At 67.5% G+C, this 17,624-nt stretch carries 19 protein-coding genes; 8 read left to right on the top strand and 11 right to left on the bottom strand.

Features of this window, described 5'->3' with window-relative positions; genetic code table 11:
• The first annotated feature begins 48 nt into the window (after positions 1-48).
• Complete coding sequence (locus J0I47_RS10290) at positions 49-939, top strand: aspartyl protease family protein (RefSeq protein ID WP_294046910.1); 891 nt, start codon at positions 49-51, stop codon at positions 937-939.
• Positions 940-1,182: 243 nt separating this feature from the next.
• Here J0I47_RS10290 and J0I47_RS10285 read toward each other — a convergent pair whose 3' ends face one another.
• On the bottom strand, positions 1,183-1,551 hold the full coding sequence (locus J0I47_RS10285) for a glycine zipper 2TM domain-containing protein (RefSeq protein ID WP_294046909.1): 369 nt from the start codon (positions 1,549-1,551) through the stop codon (positions 1,183-1,185).
• Between the two features lie 186 nt (positions 1,552-1,737).
• Here J0I47_RS10285 and J0I47_RS10280 point away from each other — a divergent pair, with 186 nt between their 5' ends.
• Positions 1,738-2,715, top strand: coding sequence for an esterase-like activity of phytase family protein (locus J0I47_RS10280; protein WP_294046908.1), 978 nt, complete (start codon positions 1,738-1,740; stop codon positions 2,713-2,715).
• A gap of 41 nt (positions 2,716-2,756) precedes the next feature.
• On the opposite strand, the gene hemF is transcribed toward J0I47_RS10280, so the two are convergent.
• Together hemF and J0I47_RS10270 are read right to left on the bottom strand one after the other, a co-directional pair.
• On the bottom strand, positions 2,757-3,614 hold the full coding sequence (gene hemF / locus J0I47_RS10275; protein ID WP_294046907.1) for an oxygen-dependent coproporphyrinogen oxidase: 858 nt from the start codon (positions 3,612-3,614) through the stop codon (positions 2,757-2,759).
• The gene (locus J0I47_RS10270; protein WP_294046906.1) at positions 3,611-4,060 is read right to left on the bottom strand and encodes a tRNA (cytidine(34)-2'-O)-methyltransferase; all 450 of its coding nucleotides are present in this window, start codon (positions 4,058-4,060) and stop codon (positions 3,611-3,613) included. The genes hemF and J0I47_RS10270 overlap by 4 nt, the downstream gene beginning before the upstream one ends.
• A 153-nt stretch (positions 4,061-4,213) precedes the next feature.
• Here J0I47_RS10270 and petA point away from each other — a divergent pair, with 153 nt between their 5' ends.
• The 4 genes from petA (at position 4,214) to J0I47_RS10250 (ending at position 7,498) form a co-directional block, all read left to right on the top strand.
• Positions 4,214-4,786 (top strand): ubiquinol-cytochrome c reductase iron-sulfur subunit, encoded by a 573-nt coding sequence (gene petA / locus J0I47_RS10265; protein WP_294046905.1) that lies wholly within the window; start codon positions 4,214-4,216, stop codon positions 4,784-4,786.
• 14 nt (positions 4,787-4,800) lie between these two features.
• Positions 4,801-6,090 (top strand): cytochrome b N-terminal domain-containing protein, encoded by a 1,290-nt coding sequence (locus tag J0I47_RS10260; protein WP_294046904.1) that lies wholly within the window; start codon positions 4,801-4,803, stop codon positions 6,088-6,090.
• Positions 6,091-6,116: 26 nt separating this feature from the next.
• Entirely contained in the window at positions 6,117-6,977 is an 861-nt protein-coding gene (locus J0I47_RS10255; protein WP_294046903.1) for a cytochrome c1, read from the top strand.
• Positions 6,978-7,108: 131 nt separating this feature from the next.
• A complete protein-coding gene (locus tag J0I47_RS10250) occupies positions 7,109-7,498 on the top strand; it encodes a hypothetical protein (protein ID WP_294046902.1) in 390 nt (129 codons plus the stop codon).
• Between the two features lie 318 nt (positions 7,499-7,816).
• Here J0I47_RS10250 and J0I47_RS10245 read toward each other — a convergent pair whose 3' ends face one another.
• The 4 genes from J0I47_RS10245 to J0I47_RS10230 all read right to left on the bottom strand — a co-directional run bounded on the left by J0I47_RS10245 (position 7,817) and on the right by J0I47_RS10230 (position 11,932).
• Positions 7,817-8,263 carry a MaoC family dehydratase gene (locus tag J0I47_RS10245; protein WP_294047183.1) on the bottom strand — a complete coding sequence of 149 codons (447 nt, stop codon included), beginning with the start codon at positions 8,261-8,263 and terminating at the stop codon, positions 7,817-7,819.
• An 8-nt stretch (positions 8,264-8,271) separates the two neighbouring features.
• Positions 8,272-9,555, bottom strand: a complete 1,284-nt coding sequence (locus J0I47_RS10240) for an ectonucleotide pyrophosphatase/phosphodiesterase (RefSeq protein WP_294046901.1) — start codon at positions 9,553-9,555, stop codon at positions 8,272-8,274.
• A 56-nt stretch (positions 9,556-9,611) separates the two neighbouring features.
• Complete coding sequence (locus tag J0I47_RS10235) at positions 9,612-10,859, bottom strand: hypothetical protein (protein ID WP_294046900.1); 1,248 nt, start codon at positions 10,857-10,859, stop codon at positions 9,612-9,614.
• 332 nt (positions 10,860-11,191) lie between these two features.
• On the bottom strand, positions 11,192-11,932 hold the full coding sequence (locus J0I47_RS10230; RefSeq protein WP_294046899.1) for a MauE/DoxX family redox-associated membrane protein: 741 nt from the start codon (positions 11,930-11,932) through the stop codon (positions 11,192-11,194).
• Between the two features lie 59 nt (positions 11,933-11,991).
• Between J0I47_RS10230 and J0I47_RS10225 the strand changes: the two genes are divergently transcribed.
• The gene (locus J0I47_RS10225) at positions 11,992-12,381 is read left to right on the top strand and encodes a MerR family DNA-binding protein (RefSeq protein ID WP_294047182.1); all 390 of its coding nucleotides are present in this window, start codon (positions 11,992-11,994) and stop codon (positions 12,379-12,381) included.
• Between the two features lie 76 nt (positions 12,382-12,457).
• Here the strand turns inward: J0I47_RS10225 and J0I47_RS10220 are convergent, their stop codons facing one another.
• The 3 genes from J0I47_RS10220 to J0I47_RS10210 all read right to left on the bottom strand — a co-directional run bounded on the left by J0I47_RS10220 (position 12,458) and on the right by J0I47_RS10210 (position 16,143).
• Positions 12,458-12,991, bottom strand: coding sequence for a PEPxxWA-CTERM sorting domain-containing protein (locus tag J0I47_RS10220; RefSeq protein WP_294046898.1), 534 nt, complete (start codon positions 12,989-12,991; stop codon positions 12,458-12,460).
• A gap of 285 nt (positions 12,992-13,276) precedes the next feature.
• Entirely contained in the window at positions 13,277-14,374 is a 1,098-nt protein-coding gene (gene ychF / locus J0I47_RS10215) for a redox-regulated ATPase YchF (protein WP_294046897.1), read from the bottom strand.
• 107 nt (positions 14,375-14,481) lie between these two features.
• Entirely contained in the window at positions 14,482-16,143 is a 1,662-nt protein-coding gene (locus tag J0I47_RS10210; protein WP_294046896.1) for a hypothetical protein, read from the bottom strand.
• 222 nt (positions 16,144-16,365) lie between these two features.
• On the opposite strand from J0I47_RS10210, the gene J0I47_RS10205 reads away from it, so the two are divergent.
• Positions 16,366-16,962 carry a hypothetical protein gene (locus J0I47_RS10205; RefSeq protein WP_294046895.1) on the top strand — a complete coding sequence of 199 codons (597 nt, stop codon included), beginning with the start codon at positions 16,366-16,368 and terminating at the stop codon, positions 16,960-16,962.
• A gap of 46 nt (positions 16,963-17,008) precedes the next feature.
• Here the strand turns inward: J0I47_RS10205 and J0I47_RS10200 are convergent, their stop codons facing one another.
• The gene (locus J0I47_RS10200; protein ID WP_294046894.1) at positions 17,009-17,587 is read right to left on the bottom strand and encodes a TIGR02466 family protein; all 579 of its coding nucleotides are present in this window, start codon (positions 17,585-17,587) and stop codon (positions 17,009-17,011) included.
• Positions 17,588-17,624 lie beyond the last annotated feature (37 nt).

Below are 17,624 nucleotides of genomic sequence, written 5' to 3'. Positions count from 1 at the left end.
GTTCGCCGTTGATGATAGTACGAATCGTACCATTGAAGAGGAGGTTTCATGTCTCGCCTACTGGGTATCGCTCGATCGGCCTTGCTGCCAGCCTTGTTGCTCGCGCCGGGCGCCGCCGCTGCCGCCGCCAAGGATGCAGCACCGACGCTGCCGAACGCCGGCGAGATCAAGCTCTACCAATCGACCAACCGCGTCATGGTGATGATGCAGATCGGCGATGACGAACTGGTGCCGATGGTGTTCGACACCGGGTCGGACGGGAACACGGTCGATGCCTTGGTCACTCGGCGCCACCGGCTGAAGCGGACCGGCACGGTGCAGGAAGTCGACGGCACCACCGGCAAGACGCGAATGCTGCCCGAGGTCGTCATTCCCGACATCACGATCGGCGGGCTGAAGGCGGGCGGCATCAAGGCGGTGTCGGTCGATTACGACCGCCAGGACGCGATGGGGATCATCTCGTCGGAGATCTTCACCGACAGCCTGCTCTATCTCGATCTCGCCAACAACCATGCCGTGCTGGCGCCGCGTGCGACCACGCCGGTGCCGCCGGGCCCGGCGACCGCCTATGTCCAGGACATTCCGAGCGTACAGATGGTGATGCCCGACGGCAGCACGCTGCCCGCGCATTTCGACACCGGGTTCAACGGCGAGCTCAGCTTGCCGGTCGCGCTGATGGACAAGGTGCCGCTGATGGCGCCGGCCAAGGAAGTCGGACGGTTCAAGTCGATCAATACCGAGGGGCCGGTGTTCGGCGGGCGCATCCGCGGAACGATCAAGATCGGGCCGGTAACGCTCGACAATCCGGAGGTCACGTTCCTGGGCGATCTCGCCAATATCGGGTTGCCGGTAATCCGGCGGGTGACGCTGGTGATCGATCCGGTCGCCAATCGTAACTGGATTCTCGAGCCCGGTGCGCGACCGGGCGCGGCGAAGTAGCGCGCACGCAAAGAGGGCCGGCCCCCGATCGGGAACCGGCCCTCCGCCCTCAAACGCTACGCCGAGGGACTATCGCTCCCGATACGCAACGCGGGAGAGACCTGGGGAAGATTGTAAAAGGTTGGGTGGCGCGGCGGCGGAGCCGCCGCGTCGGACGGGCTGGTCCGGGGACCAGCCCGCTGGCCGAGCTGGAGGTTGCGCCGCCCGGGGGCCGCGCATCAGCTTGCTAGCTGGCGCTAGCGCTTACCTCCGGCAATATCCCGGCTGGTTCGACTTCTCGACCGCGCGGCCGGCGAGCGCACCGCCCGCGCCACCGATCACCGTGCCGAGCAACCGGTCGCCGCGCCCGGCGATCACGTTGCCGAGCAGGCCGCCGGCGATCGCGCCGACGATCGTGCCGGTGTCGCTGTTGCAGCGGTTGCGATAGCGGTAGTCCCGGTCATAGCCGCGATAGGTGCGGTAGCCGTCATACCCATTGTAACCCTGGTACTGCTGCTGGTAGCCGCGGCCATAATAGCCGTCGCGATAATATTGCGCGTTGGCGGTGGTCGGGGCAATCGCGGCGGCAGTCATCGCGAGCGCGGCGCCGGCGAACGTCATCTTCTTGAACATCGTACGTCTCCTTTCGACCGTCTCTTGCATCTCGATTCAGGCGGTGGGCGGTCGACCCGGTTCGCCATCGATGAGAGGCTTTTGCCCGATTCGCGTTGAGCCGACGCTGAATGCGTCCGTTATCCGCCGTTCAGCCGATCGCCGCCCGGCTGGCGCATGGCGAGCAGACCGTTATGAGGCGCCGCGATGCGTACCGCCCGGCTGATCCTTCTCGTGATGTTATGCCTGACGCAGCAATGGAGCGGGCGGGCCGAGCGCGACATTCTTGGGCTCGCGCCGAACATCGCGGCGACGCGCGTGCCGCTCGACGAGAGCGATCCGCGGCGGACGCGGGTCGGCGCGCTGACCTATCTCGGCGGCGTCGCGTTATCGAGCCGCGATCCGGCATTCGGCGGCTTTTCCTCGCTCAGCGTCGCGGGCGACCGCTTCACGCTGCTGAGCGACGGCGGCAACATCGTGCTGTTCCGGATGGATGCGGCGTTCCGGATCGGTGAGGCCGCGTTCGGCGACCTGCCGGCGGGACCCGGGGTCGGCTGGGAAAAGAAGGATCGCGACAGCGAATCGATGACGCTCGATCCCGCGACCGGGCAGGTGTGGGTCGGGTTCGAGCGCTACAACGCGATCTGGCGGTACGCACCGGGCCTGCGCTTGCCGGCGATGGGCGTGGCGCCGGCCGCGATGCGCGACTGGCAGGCGAATGGCGGGCCGGAGGCGATGATGCGGCTGCACGACGGTCGTTTCCTGGTCATCGCCGAGAGCGATCCGCGCGATCGCGACGGCCCGCGTCCGGCGCTGATGTTCGCGGGCGATCCGGTCGCGCATCCCGATCGGCTGTGGCGTTTCCATTACCGTCCACCCGCCGGCTACGACGTCAGCGACGCGACCGAATTGCCCGATGGACGTGTCCTGATCCTCAACCGCACCTTCGCGCTGCCGTTCCGCTGGGGCGCAGTGCTGACCGTGATCGATCCGCGCGCGGTCAAGCCCGATCAGGTCGTCGCCGGCACCGAGATCGCCCGCTTCGCGCCGCCGCTGACGCTCGACAATTACGAAGGGCTGGCGATCACGCGCGAGGGCGACACGACGATCCTGTGGATAGTCAGCGACGACAACCAGCTGTTCCTGCAGCGCAGCCTGCTGTTGAAATTCCGATTAAACCTCTAGCTTCGTCATTGCTTCGCTGCGCTCGCAACGACGGGGACAGGTCACGACCAGGTCGCGACCGGCGGCAAGCTCATCAGGATCGCGTCGATATTGCCGCCGGTCTTCAGTCCGAACAGCGTGCCGCGATCATAGACCAGGTTGAACTCGGCATAGCGCCCGCGCCACTCGCGCATCGCCGCCAGATCCGCATCGGTGAACGGCGACCCCATCCGCCGCCGCACGATCCGTGGGAAGGCATCGAGGAACGCGCGGCCGACATCCTGCGTGAACGCGAAATTCGCGGCGAAATCTCCCTCGAGATGATCGTAGAAGATGCCGCCGACCCCGCGATGGACCTTGCGATGAGGGATGTAGAAATAGTCGTCCGCCCATTGCCTGAACCGCGGATAATGCGCCGGGTCGTGAGCGTCGCATGCGGCCTTCAGCGTCGCGTGGAAATCCTCGGTATCCTCGACGATCGGCAATGGCGGGTTGAGGTCGGCACCGCCGCCGAACCAGCGCTTTGTCGTGACCAGGAAGCGCGTGTTCATGTGCACGGCGGGCACATGCGGGTTCGCCATGTGCGCGACCAGGCTGATGCCCGTCGCGAAGAATTGCGGGTCGTCGCCGGCGCCGTGGATGGTCTTGGCGAAATCGCCCTCGAACGTACCGCCGACGGTCGAGACGTTGACCCCGACCTTCTCGAACACGCGGCCCTTCATCACGCCGCGCACGCCGCCACCGCCTTCATTGGCACCGCCGGGTTCGCCCGACGGATCGGCACGATCCCAAGCGACATAGTCGAACCGCGCGTCCGATCCCGCCTCGCGCTCGATCGCCTCGAACTCGGCGCAGATCAGGTCGCGCAGATGCTCGAACCAGGCCCGCGCCGCTGCCTGCTCGTCGTCGAGCGTCATCATTCCGGCCATCCCTTCGTCTGTCTCAACGCCTCGCCCAGCACGATCGCCGCCGCCACCGCTACGTTCAGCGACCGGAAGCCGGCCCGCATCGGGATCGCGACGCGCAGGTCGGCGCGCGCATGCACCGCGGGCGGGACGCCGGCGCTTTCGCTGCCGAACAACAGCACGTCGTCGGGTTCGAAGCGTGCAGCGTCCATCCGGGTCGCACCCTTGGTCGTCAATAGGACAATGCGTCCACCCACCCGGCCGGCGAACGCGTCCCAGTCGGCATGGCGCACGACGTCGGCGCCCGCGGCATAGTCCATCCCGGCGCGCGCCATCGCGCGGTCGCCAAAGGCGAAACCCATCGGCTCGATCAGGTCGATCCCGACGCCGAGACACGCGCCGAGCCGCAGGATCGTGCCGACATTGCCCGCTATGTCAGGCTGGTGGAGCGCTACCCTCATGAAAAAGCCGTTGGCAAAGCGGGGTGGCCGTGTCTATCAGGCCCGCGAGCTTTTCCGTGGGGACGGAAGAACGATCTATTCTGGCGGGCGTGCGATCGGCCAAGGTCGTTTCCATGTCTCGCGGCGAACGAAGAAGGTGCAAGGGCTAGGTTCATGGCGGGCATTGACGATGCTGGTATCATTCAAGAGCCCGATGCGGCGCACGATCCGCGGCGCCGCGATTTCCTGAACATCGCCGCGGTCGCGTTCCCCGCGGTCGGCGGCGGCCTGGCGGTTGTGCTGCCGCTCATCAACCAGATGAGCCCGTCGGCCGACGTGCTCGCCGAATCGACCACCACGGTCGACCTGTCGAAGATCCAGCCTGGGCAGGGGGTCATCACGACCTTCCGCAAGCAGCCGCTGTTCGTGCGCAACCTGACGCCGAAGGAAATCGCCGAGGCCGATGCGGTGCCGGTCAGCAGCCTGCGCGATCCGCAGACGCTCGAGGAGCGGACCAAGGACGGGCACAAGAACTGGCTCATCACGCTCGGCGTGTGCACGCACCTCGGCTGCATCCCGCTCGGGATCAACGAAGGCGACAATCGCGGCAAGTATGGCGGCTATTTCTGCCCGTGCCACGGTTCGCAGTACGACACGGCGGCGCGTATCCGCCAGGGGCCGGCGCCGAAGAACCTGTTCGTGCCGGATTACAAATTCACGTCGCCGACCGCGATTCTGGTCGGCTGAGGGGGTAGGGCAAGATGAGTTTCCCCTGGGCCAAGCAGTACGAGCCGAAGCAGCCGCTGATGCGGTGGCTCGACGAGAAGCTGCCGATGCCGCGTCTGGTCTACAACGCGGTGGGCGCCGGTTATCCGGTGCCGCGCAACCTCAATTATTTCTGGAATTTCGGCGTGCTCGCCGGTGCGGCGCTCGCGATCCAGATCGTGACCGGCATCGTGCTGGCGATGCACTTCCATTCGTCGGCGGCCGGTGCGTTCGATTCGATCAACGGCACGATCATGCGCGACGTGAACGCCGGCTGGTTCCTGCGCTATGCGCACGCGAACGGCGCGTCGTTCTTCTTCATCGTCGTCTATACCCACATCTTCCGCGGGCTCTATTACGGTTCGTACAAGGCGCCGCGCGAGATGGTGTGGCTGCTCGGCGTGGTCATCTTCCTGCTGATGATGGCGACCGCGTTCATGGGCTACGTGCTGCCCTGGGGGCAGATGAGCTTCTGGGGTGCGCAGGTCATCACCGGCTTCTTCTCGGCGATCCCGGTCGTCGGCGAGCAGATCCGCGTGTGGCTGCTCGGCGGGTTCGCGCCGGACGACGCCGCGCTCAACCGCTTCTTCTCGCTCCACTATCTGCTGCCGTTCGTGATCGCGGGCGTCATCATCCTGCATATCTGGGCGCTGCACATCCCGGGCTCGAACAACCCGACCGGCGTCGACGTGAAGGGCGAGCAGGACACGGTCCCGTTCCACCCCTATTACACGGCGAAGGACGGGTTCGGGCTGCTGGTGTTCCTGGCGGTGTTCTCGTTCGTGATCTTCTTCGCGCCCGATTATCTGGGGCATCCGGACAATTACATTCCGGCCAACCCGCTGCAGACGCCGGCGCACATCGTGCCCGAATGGTATTTCTGGCCGTTCTACGCGATCCTGCGCGCGTTCACGTCGGACTTCATCCTGCCGGCTAAGCTGTGGGGCGTGCTCGCGATGTTCGGCGCGATCCTGCTGCTGTTCTTCCTGCCGTGGCTCGATTCGTCGCCGATCCGTTCGAACAACTATCGTCCGAAGGCGCGGATCGCGTTCTGGGTGCTGGTCGCCGACGTGCTGGTGCTGGGCTATTGCGGCGGGTCGCCGGCCGAGCCGATCTACATCATCCTGAGCCAGATCTGCGCGGCCTATTACTTCCTGCACTTCCTGGTGATCCTGCCGATCATCGCGAAGTCGGAACGACCGGTGCCGCTGCCCAATTCGATCACCGAGGCGGTGCTGAGCGGGCATGGGGGCACCAGCCCGGCCGAAACCGCGCTGGCGCATTGAAGCGAGCTATAGGGGACTAGAAGAACATGGTTCGCGGAATTGCATTCCTGGTCGGCGCGGCGTTCGCAGCCGTCCTCGCCTGGGCGCTGCTGTGGACGGTGCAGGGCGTGATCGCCGATCCGTCGCCGAAGCTGGCGACCGGCGCCGACAAGAGCGCCGAGAGCGAGTTCCACCTCCACCCGCGCGACGCGCACCTCTCGTCGGCCGGGATTTTCGGCAAGTACGACCGGCGCCAGCTTCAGCGCGGCTATCAGGTGTACAAGGAAGTCTGCTCGGCGTGCCATTCGCTGCGGCTGGTCGCGTTCCGTGACCTGAAGGGCCTCGATTACAGCGACGGCCAAGTGAAGGCGATCGCGGCGAGCTTCGACAATATCCCGACGACCAACCCGGATACCGGCGAGCCCACCACCCGCAAGGGCGTGCCGGCCGACCACTTCCCGCTGCCGTTCGCGAACGACATCGCGGCGCGCGCGGCGAACAACAACGCGATCCCGCCCGACCTCAGCTACATCACGCGCGCGCGGCACGGCGGGGCGGACTATGTCTATTCGCTGCTGACCGGATACCAGCCGCAATCGGCCGAGATGTTGAAGGAATTCCCCGACATCAAGACGCCGAAGGGCCTCTATTCGAACCCGTACTTCGCCAACCTCAACATCGCGATGCCGCCGCCGCTCAAGTCGAACGGACAGGTGCAATACAGCGACGGCACGGCGTCGACGGTCGACAATTACGCGCGCGACGTGGCGGCGTTCCTGACCTGGACCGCCGATCCCTATCTCGAAACGCGCCACCAGGCGGGCTTCGCGGCGGTCATCTTCCTCATCATCGCCAGCTTCCTGGCGTTCGGCGCCTATCGCAACGTCTGGCGCGACGTGAAGCATTGATCGACCCGATCGGCTGACGCCGGTCGGCCGATGACCCTATCCGAGCCCGCCCGCGGAACTCCCCGCTGGCGGGCTCGTTTCGTCTCGGTTGCGGCGCGTTTCGCCGTGCTCCCGGTGTCAGGAGATCCCAGATGAAACTTCGCACCCTTGCCCTCGGCGCAGTGGCCGCGGCGGCGCTTACCGCCTGCGTCGATGACGGCTATGGCTATGGCGTATCGGCCGGATACGGCTCGCCGGGATATTACGGCAATTATTACAGCGACTTCTACGACGGCGGCTATGGCGTGCCGTATTATGGCTGGTACGGCGGCTATTATTATCCTGGCAGCGGCTATTACGTGTACGATCGCAGCCGCCGCCCGATCCGCTGGAACGATGCGCAGCGCCGCTACTGGTCGGATCGCGGGCATTACTGGCACGGCAACAATCGCGGCGACGAATGGCGCGGCTTCGATCGCGGCCCGCGCGGCAATGGCGGCGACGGCTATCGCTGGCATGGCGGTGGCGGTCGGCATCGGTAGGCGGGTCTAGCTCCGCGCTCCGCATCGCAAGTTTTCTCACCTCGGCGAAGGCCGGGGTCTACATGGGAAAGCGGCAGTCACCGAGCCCAACGTGTATCATCGTCGTTTCTCACCTGGACCCTGGCCTTCGCCGGGGTGGTGTCGGGGAACGGATGATGGCGAGGCCCCTCGCCTGGGGCCTGCGCTATTTGAGCAGTGCTCCATTCACCTACGTGCTCCTGCGAAAGCAGGAGCCTAGGATGATGTGGCGCGACGCTTGTGATCCTGGGCTCCTGCTTTCGCAGGAGCACGGTACTTCTGGCTGTGCGAAGTCGACCCCTAAACCGGTCGCGTCCGGATCAGGCCGTTCGCCACGAACGTCATCACTGGCTCGTCGTGCTGGTTGAAGACCGTCGTCCGCCCCTTGGTGATGCCCATTCCCGGCCGGCTCCGCGACAGGCGCTTCTCGAGCAATTCGCTCTCGCACCGCAGGATATCGCCCGGATAGACCGGCCGCAGCCAGCGCAGCTCGTCCAGCCCCGGCGACCCCAGCCCCGCCTGGCGATGCTCGCGGAAATGCTCGACCGTCATCCGCATCGTCATTGCCGCGGTGTGCCAGCCGCTCGCCGATAGCCGCCCGAAATAGGTCTGCGCCGCCGCTTCGTCCGATAGGTGGAACGGTTGCGGGTCGTACTTGCCGGCGAACTCGACCACTTCCTCGCGCGTCACGTCGTAGCGGCCGTAGCTGGCCTTGGTCCCGACGACGAGATCCTCGTAATAGAGCAGGCCGTCGCTCATCGCCGCAGCGCCTCCCGAAACGGCGCGTCGTCGCCGTCGAGGTTCGCGCCCGGCGGCAATCCGAGCAGGTCGCGCAGCAACGGCGCCACGTCGACATTGTCGAACGTCGCCAGCTTGCCGAGCGGGCGGATCGCCGGACCCGTCGCGATGAACAGGGCCAGCATGTCGGGGGCGAAACTGTCGTAGCCGTGCGCGCCGCCCTCGACCCGCTTGGGCCGGTGCGCCGCCACCGTCCAGCCGTCGTCGGGCATGCACAGGATCGCCGGCACGCGCGGGTTGCGGCCATAGTGGAACCGTTCCGGCACATCGGCCTTGCGGTAACAGGTCAGGTGCGGGCCATGCGGGCCGAGCAGCGCCTTTTCCGCCGCCGCTTCATGGCCGGGCTTGGGGTTGATCGAGGCGTACACGCCGTCCTCGACCACGTCGTAATCGTCGACGTTGCTGAAGCCGTCGAGCGTCACCACGCGGTCGGCCGACACCGCCGCCATGCCGTGATCGGCGACGATGACAAAATTGACCGGCTGGCCGAGCCGGGCGATCTCGTCGTGCAGCCGCCCGATCGCGGCATCGACATGCGCGACCGCGTCGTTCGTGCGCGGATCGAACGGGCCGTACATATGCCCCGCCGTGTCGACCTCGTCGAAATAGAGCGTGACGAACCGGGGCCGGGTCGCCGGCGGGCGGCGCAGCCAGTCGACCACGATATCGACGCGCTGGCGGTCGCTGATCGCCATGTTGAACTGAGTCCAGTCCTCCGGCCGCGTCCCACCGGTCAGCGTGTTGGGCCATTCGCTCGCCCGATTACCGCCCCAGGCGACGTTGGAGCCGGGCCAGAAGGCGGTCGCGGTGCGGATGCCGGCCTTTTCCGCGGTCACCCAGATCGGCTCGGCGGCGTTCCACCAGAACGGGTCGTCGCTCGCCATGGTGAACACCTCGCCCGGGCGGGCGGCGTCGAGCATGCGGTTGGCGACGATCCCGGTGCGATCGGGGCGCAGGCCCGTCACGAGCGTCCAGTGGTTGGGGAAGGTCTTCGACGGATAGCTCGGCCGCATCGCCGCGCTGATGCCGGAGGCGGCGAGCGCATTGAGGTTCGGGGTGACCCCGCGCGTCAGGTAATCGGGGCGGAAGCCGTCGATCGAGACCAGGATGGTGACCGGTGCGCGCGTTTCGGTCGCGCCGACGGGCGCCGGTCCCGCGGCGGTCGTGACCGGCGGCATCGCGGCGCAGGCGCCGACCATGGCGGCAAGGGCAAGACCAACGGTTCGGGCGATCAGGCGCATCGTCGACTCCCAATTGTCTGCCGCCCGCCATGCCGAGCGGGATGCGCCCGCGCAAGCTATCGGCCGAGGCTGAGCTTCACAAACCCCGTCCAGCCCGCCGGGCGTCGGCCATAGGCGCTGTCGAGCGCGGCCGGTTTCGCGGTCACGAACCCGCTGCCGCCGATCGCGGCCTCGATCGGTCCCAAGGGCACGCGATACGCATAGCCGAGTTCGGCCCGCGACACGCGATAGGGGCGGTCGTGACGCGGGTCGGCGGAGTCGGGCAACAGTTCGTCATTGGCGACATTCTCGACGCGGCCGAACAGGCTGTGGTGGCGGCCGATATTCCAGTTCGCCTCGCCGATCCAGGCGGTCAGGCTGCGCCCCGGCACGCGATTCTTGACCGCGAACCCGGCGAGCGCGCTGAACCCGCCGCTGGCATATTGCACGCTCGCGGTGGTGCGCGCCTCGTCGATTCCGGGTTCGAGCGCTTCGGGCTCGTGCAGCCGGCCGTGGCTGACCTGCGCCGACCAGTTGGGCGACGGGTTCCACGTCGCGCGCACGCTCCACGAATCGAGCGCGGGCGTCTCGATGTCCCAGCGATGCTGGTCGGGCTCGCGGCCACGGAACGCCGACCCCTCGATCTGCCAGCGATCGCCGTACAGCCCGGCGGTGGCGACGCCGTAACTGATATGCGTGCTGTCGAACCAATGGTGCGTGATCGGTGCGAGCGGCAGATATTGCGCCGACGCGCGATGCATGAAGGCGGACGGGCCGAGCGCCGGCTCGGCGACCGGGCCGCCATAGAGGAACCCGCTGAGGCCGCCGCCCAGCGGTACGTCGACCCGCGCCGACAGCTCCATGAACAGATCGTGCGGGTGTTGGCGATCGATCAGCGAGGTGATGCCGTCGGCGGTCTCACCGGTCGCGAACAGGCTGGGATAGCCGCGCGCGCCCATCGCCGGGTCGAGGCTCAGCATCGTGCGCAGCGTCAGCCTGGCGCCGCCGCCGAGCCCGCGCGACGCCTCGACCATCCCCATCGACGTTACGAACGCCTCGCTGGCCCCGCGCGGACCCGACTGGTCGGTATAATTCGCCCAGGCATAGCCGTGGAGCATCACCATCCAGCCGCCGTCGTGCGTCAGGGTGAGCCCGCGCATCATCCCCTCCGCGCCGGGCAGCCGCGCGGTGCCGGAGCCGATCGCGAACGCGCCGCCTGTGCTGCCCATCGTCATACCCGGCATCGCCGCCATGTCGTGCTGGTCCATCGCCATGTCGGGCATCGGCGGCGGGGTGGCGGCAGGCTCGCCGACGGGCATGGTCATGCCCGGCATCGACGGAGCGGGGGCGGCGTTATCTGGCAGGGGGGCTGTCCGGGATGAACTGGCCGACGGCTCACCCTCACCCTCACCCTTCACGCCGCCTTCAGCGGCTCCTTTCGCTCTTCCATCGGGAGAGAGAGGAGGGCGTGTAGTGCCAGAAGGGTGCGGGTGACTGACCGGTGCCGGTTTCGCGACAGGGCGCGCGAGCGGCTTCGGCTTGGGGGCAGGCTTCGCCTTCGGCTTGGCCGGCATCGGCATCTGCATCCCGGGCATTCCCGGCATCGACTGCGCGCCCGCCATCGCCGGCAGCGCGGCCGCCAGCAACAACAGCCGCCTCACTTCGCCACCATCCACACCGCCATCGCGATCATCATCAGATTCTCGGTCAGCGAGACGAACCCGAGCGGCACGTTGCTCGCGCCCCCGACGCACGCACATTTCAACGCGCGGCGATCGACATAGACCGCCTTCGCCACCGACACCGCCCCGATCGTCCCGATCACCAGCGTGAGCGGCACCGACAGCCACATCGCCGCGCCCGCCGCCATCAACACGCCGGCCAGCGCTTCGGCGAACGGATAGACATAGGCGTACGGCACCCAGCGGCGCGCCAGCAGGTCGTAGTTGAGGAACATCGTCGAAAAGCGGTCGATATCCTGGAGCTTCAGCATCGCGAGCAGGCACATCGAAAACGCTACGAACCACTTGCCAGCGCGCACCGTCAGCGGCGTGCCATAGGCGGCGAAGCTCGCCGCCAGCGCCATCGCCGCCGCCATGCCGAACACCGCGAGCACCGGCGTGTAGCTGGTCGCGTCCTTTGCCGGCACATGCCCGCCGAAGAAACCGCGCAGGTCGTCGTTGCCGCCGATCCGCGTCCCGTCGATGAACGTCTGCGGGGTGGTCGCGACTCCATGCGCGGCCTTGAACGCGTCGGTCTCCGCCCGCGTTCGCAGCCAGTGATCCTCGACCGTGTAGCCGTGCCGCTCGAGCTGCCATTTGGACTTCAGGCCATAGGGGCAGACATGATCGGGCATCACCATGCGGTACAGCATTGCGCGCTTTGCATCGTTCGCCATGTCGGGGCTATAGCGGCTGTACCATGGTACGGAGTCAACCTGTGTCAGTCGAACGTGCGATGACGATCGGTGGCCTGGCCGCGGCGGGCGGGGTCGGAGTGGAGACGGTGCGCTATTACCAGCGCCGCGGGCTGCTGGCCGAACCGGCGCGCGACGGCGCCTTTGCCAAGGTGCGGCGGTATGACGAGGGCGACGTCAAGCGGCTGCGCTTCATCCGCTCGGCACAGGCCGCCGGGTTCACGCTCGACCAGATCGGGGAGTTGCTGGCGCTGGACGCCGGCGAGGATCGCGCCCGCGCCCGCGACCTGGCGCGGCACCAGATCGCCGCGCTCGACGCGCGTATCACTGAGTTGCAGACGGCGCGGGAAGCGCTGGTGCGGCTGACCCGCGAGTGCAGCAGCGGGACGGCGGGGCCGTGCCCGATCCTGAAAGCGTTCGAGGGGGCATAGCACCGCTTCCGCCGTTGCAAACGAAAAGGGGCGCCGGCCGCAGCCGACGCCCCCTTCCATCAGACGTGATCGCGGATCAGGCGAAGGCGACCTTGGTCTTGCGGCTGCGGAGGCCCGCGCCCATCAGGCCGAAGCCCATAATCATCATGCCCCACGTGGCAGGCTCCGGCACGGCGGCGACCTGGACGGCCGCGCCGCTGACCGTCGTGAACGCCGACCGACCCTGATATTCGGGCTGGTTGCCTTCAGTCGGGGCGCGCAGCGACAGGTTGACCGTGCCGCCGTTCGACAGCGAGCTGCCGAAGGTCAGGTACAGCGCCTGCGGGCCGAGGTTGATCGCGAAATGCTCGGGGTTGTAGAAGTTCGTCGAGCAGTTGGTGCAGCTCACGTTCGACCCCGCGTCGACGCCGGTCAGGTTGATGTTCGACGCCGTCACGCTGTTGCTGGTCGTGTCCCAGGAAAAGGTGCCCGACAGGTTCGCGCTGTCGCCGTTGCCGCCGTAGCTGGCGTTCTGGAAGGCGTAGTTGATGACCGCTGCCTGGCTGCTCGGCGCCAACGCCAGCGACGCGAGCCCGGCCACGCCGAGCGCGGTGATCTTCAACAATGACATGATAATTTCCCCACTTGCGGCATCGCCGGATGGGACGCCTGCGATACCCGTAATGGGTAACTTTCGCGGGTCAATCGAAGTTAATCGTATTTAAACGCTGTCCAGGCGTCCTGTATCGTTTCGGGTCAGTAATGCCGTCAATTTGCCCGACGTTCGAAAAGTTGCCGGTTGCTCAGTGTTGTTCATTCGGAACGCGATGCTTTCCTTACAAAAACATTACGTCTCTCAGTCAAGAAGAACATGTTTTCTTGATGCAGATCAACTTTTCCGCGGAAGCGATCTGCTTCAGCTATGCAGGAAGTGCATCACGTCGCCATCCTGCACGACGTATCCCTTGCCCTCGGCCCGCAGCTTCCCCGCCTCGCGCGCCTTCGCTTCGCCGCCCAGCGCGACGTAATCGTCGTAGGCGATCGTTTCGGCGCGGATGAAGCCCTTTTCGAAATCGGTGTGGATCTCGCCCGCCGCTTGCGGCGCGGTCGCCCCGGCATGGACGGTCCAGGCGCGCGCTTCCTTGGGACCGACGGTGAAGAAGGTGAGCAGGTGGAGCAGCCGGTATCCGGCGGTGATGACGCGCGCGAGGCCGGTTTCGGCAAGGCCGAGCTCGGCCAGGAACTCGCCGCGATCCTCGGTCGGCATCGTCGCGATCTCGGCCTCGATCGCGGCGGAGACGACGACCGCCTCGGCCCCCTCCGCCTTCGCCTTCTCGAACACCCGCGCCGAATGCGTGTTGCCGTTGGCGGCGTCGCCTTCGTCGACGTTGCAGACGTAGAGAACGGGCTTGGCGGTGATAAGCTGCGCCTGCGCCAGCACGCGCGCTTCCTCGACGTCCTTCGGGTCGGTCAGGCGCGCGGGTTTGCCCTCGCGCAGGATGTCGAGCGCCTGGCCCAGCACGCTGGCGGCGATCTTCGCTTCCTTGTCGCCCTGCGCCGCCTTCTTGGCGAGGTTGGGAACGCGCTTCTCCAGGCTTTCGAGGTCGGAGAGCATCAGTTCGGTCTCGACCGTCTCGGCATCGGCGATCGGGTCGACCTTGCCCTCGACATGCGTCACGTCGCCATTCTCGAAACAGCGCAGCACGTGGACGATCGCGTCCACTTCGCGGATGTTGCCGAGGAATTGGTTGCCCAGGCCCTCACCCTTCGATGCGCCGCGGACGAGGCCGGCGATATCGACGAACGCCAGCTGCGTCTCGATGATCTTCTGCGACCCAGCGATCGCGGCCAGCTTCTGCAACCGCGCGTCGGGCACGCCGACATTACCGACGTTCGGCTCGATCGTGCAGAACGGATAATTGGCCGCCTGCGCCGCCGCGGTTTCGGTCAGCGCGTTGAAGAGCGTCGACTTGCCCACATTGGGAAGCCCGACGATGCCGCATTTGAAGCCCATGGGTCTCGCTTAAGGAATGTCCGGAAGGAAGCGCGCCCTCTAGGGTACGCGCGCCGCGGAATCCACCCCAAGCGGGCGAAGGCGAGGGGAGGCGGCGGGGGCGCCGGTCAGCCGGGCCGCCCGCCGCCATGCTTGCCGCCGTCACCGCCGGCGGGACGTCCGCCACCACCGGGATGGCCGCCGCCACCGCCCGGGTGTTCGCCACCGCCGCCACCGGGGCGACCGCCGCCGGGCTGACCCCCACCGCCGCCGCCGCGTTGCGGTTGTGCCTGCGCTTGCGGGCGCGGTGCGCTGGGTTGAGGCTGCGCGCGAGGTGCTTCGGCGCGGGGTGCGCGCTGTGCTTCGGGTGCGCGAGCGGGCTGGCCGCGATCGCCACCGCGCTGCTCGGGGCGAGCCTGCATCTGCGGCTGGGGCTGGGCGCGCTCGCGGGCGGCATCGCCGTTGCCGCGTTGGACGCGTGGGCCCTCCGCCTGTGCCGGCGACTGGATGCGAGCGCCGCCGCGTTCGGGGCCACGCTCGCGAGCGACTTGTGGATTGCCACGTGGACCCGCCTGCGGAGCTTCGGCACGCGGCTGGGCATTGGCGGCGGCAGGACCGCGTTCGCGGCCGGGATTGGCATTGCCACGGTCGCGCGGCGGGCCGGCGTCGCGACCGGCCGGGCCGCGATCGACCGCCATCGGCGCACCCTCACGGCCGCCGCGGTTCGGCTCGCCGATCCCGCGAGCGCCAGCGGCGGCAAGGGCAGGCGCATTGTCCGGCCCGCGTTGATCGACGCGACCGCCGTCCGGCCCGCCGGGTGCACCCGGGCCACCCGGACCATCGCGGCGCGGCGGCTGCGCACCGGCGACCTGCGCTCGTTCCGCTCGCGCTGGCAGGAAGCGCGCCTGGTCGCTCGCCCAGGGCGCTCGCGTCCACGCCTGCGGAATCGCGCGCGGCGGCGGCGGCGTGCGGAAATCCTGCGCGCGCCAATCGGCGAAGCGGCGCGCATCGGACTGGCGGCGCACGTCCTCCTCGCGCCAGTAGGTGGCGTCGCGCGCTTCGGTGCGGGCGTGGAAGTCGCGCCATTGCGCCTGCCCCGCCAAGGCGTTCGCCCACCGTGCGCGCGCGTCCGCGATCGTCGCTTCGTGCTGCGCCCAGTCGGCCGCGATCACCGCGCGCCGTTCCGCCCGGCGCGAGGCCGCGAACAGGTCGCGCCCGCGCATGAAATAACGCGACGCGTAATCGAGCCGCGGGCCGTAATCGCTGTACGGCATCACCTCGCCGAAATCGTCGTAGACGACCGCCAGCGAGCCGCCGTCATAGCCGTAGCCGTAATGCGGATCGCGGACGAAATAGGGCTCGTCGGCGCCGGGACGATAGTAATAATAGCGATAGCCGTCGTCGACCGGCTCCATGAACACGACCGACTGGTCGTAACCCTCCCACGCCCAGGGATCGACGCCGCCATAGTCGAACGAATAATCGGGCGGCGCGTTACCGAGCGCATCCTGATAATCGTAGGCGGCATCGGCATAGCCGTAATAGTCGCCCGGATCGGCGACGCGGACCGTGCGCAACCGGTGCGCGGCCGGCAGGGCGGTCGCGAGCGGCGCGGTCGGCCAGTTGGTCGCGGGGCCCGCCGCCAACGGCAACGTCGCCGGCAATTGCGGCAGCGACGCGACCGTCATCTGCTGGTCGCTCGCCTTCTGCTGGCCGCACCCGCCCAGCGCCGCGGCCAGCGCGATCGCGGCATAGGCGCCCGACAGGCGGTGTAGGATCGATTTCGTCATCATAACGTCTCCGGTCTGCTCCCCCGGAAACCCGCATCCCTAGCCTGCCGTTCCTGAACCGCTGCTGGGGCCGCCGTTCATCGGCCGGTAGGCCTGAAATGGGGCGGCGCGGAAATCGTTACTTTTTTATCAACCATGAGTGCGGGTCCGGACCGGCCACGTCGTCTTACCGATAACGGCACGCGACAATGCGACGGGCGCCGGCACAGGGGCAAGACGACAGTGACTATCGCTTCGCGCACCATCTTGGCGCTCGCCGGACTCGCAGCCGGCGTTTTCGCACTCGTCCAGCCGGCGGCGGCGCAGGATCGCGACGCGAAGGCGCGGATCGTCTCGTCGGCGCGCTTCGGCCTGGTCAATGCGCGCGGTCCCCGGCTCGGGCCGACGCTGGTGCGGCGCGGCGGCTACACCCCGGTCAAGGACATGGTCCGCCCGCGCTTCGTCGGCGGCATGATCGACATCTATCCCTCGACCAAGACCGGTTTCCGTTTTTCGGTCGGCGACCGCTATTTCGCGAAGACCAACTTCTGGCGCGATTCGGAGCAGGCGACCAACGGCCTGCTGTTCGATCCGCGCATGATCCAGAACGGCATCGGGTTGCAGCAGCGCATCTATCGCCGTCGCCAGCCGGCCGCCCTGGTCGGCTATGACACGGAGATCGCGCCGGGTGTGGTCGCCGGGATCGAGGGCGGCACGCTGTTCGGGCACGGCATCAACCCCGGCCCGCGCCGCGGCGGCCAGTTCCGCGACCAGGATCGCGCGATGAACAAGGCGACGCTCAATCCCGTCGCGACCGTCGCGGTCCGCTACGCGTTTTAATAGTTGTTGCGGCACCGGCCCAGCATCGGGTCAGCGCGGCCACACTTCACCGATAATTGAAACTGATGCTGATGCGGTCCTGCCTGGCCGCGTTGGGCATCACTTCGTGGCGGAGCCAGCTTTCCCACAGGAACACGCTGCCCGCCGCCGGCTCGACATAGACGAAGGTATCCGGCCGCCCCGGCGCTGCCATCATCAGCGGCAGGCGCGGATCCTCCAGTCGCAACGCGCCCGATCCCGGCGGCACCGCGACATAGACGGTGCCGGACACGACGCTGTGCGGGTGGATATGCCCCGAATGCGTGCCGCCGGGCTTGAGAACGTTGACCCACAGGCTGTCGAGCTTGAGCCGCTTGGCGAGATCGAACGCGCAGTCCCGCGCAAAGGCCGCGACATGGCGGTCGAGCAGCTTCACCAGATCGGCGAACCGCGGATCGCGCTGCGGCAGGTCGTCGAGCGATGCGTAGGACGTGTAGCCGCGATAGCCGTGGTCGCGCGACCAGCGCTGCCCCGCTTTGTCCGCGTGCGCCAGGTCGTGGCAAGCATCGGCCAGTTCCGCGACCATCGCCTCGTCGCCGAGCGGGGCGTCGTAGAATTGCGTCGGGAACAGGTGGCGCGTGGTCACAGGCGGAAATACCGGGTGAGCCGTTCCCCGGCGAAGG

Origin of the sequence: Sphingomonas sp. (genome assembly GCF_017304635.1) — a bacterium.
Classification (GTDB): Bacteria; Pseudomonadota; Alphaproteobacteria; order Sphingomonadales; family Sphingomonadaceae; genus Sphingomonas.
This window is presented reverse-complemented; position numbering and strand designations above follow the sequence as displayed.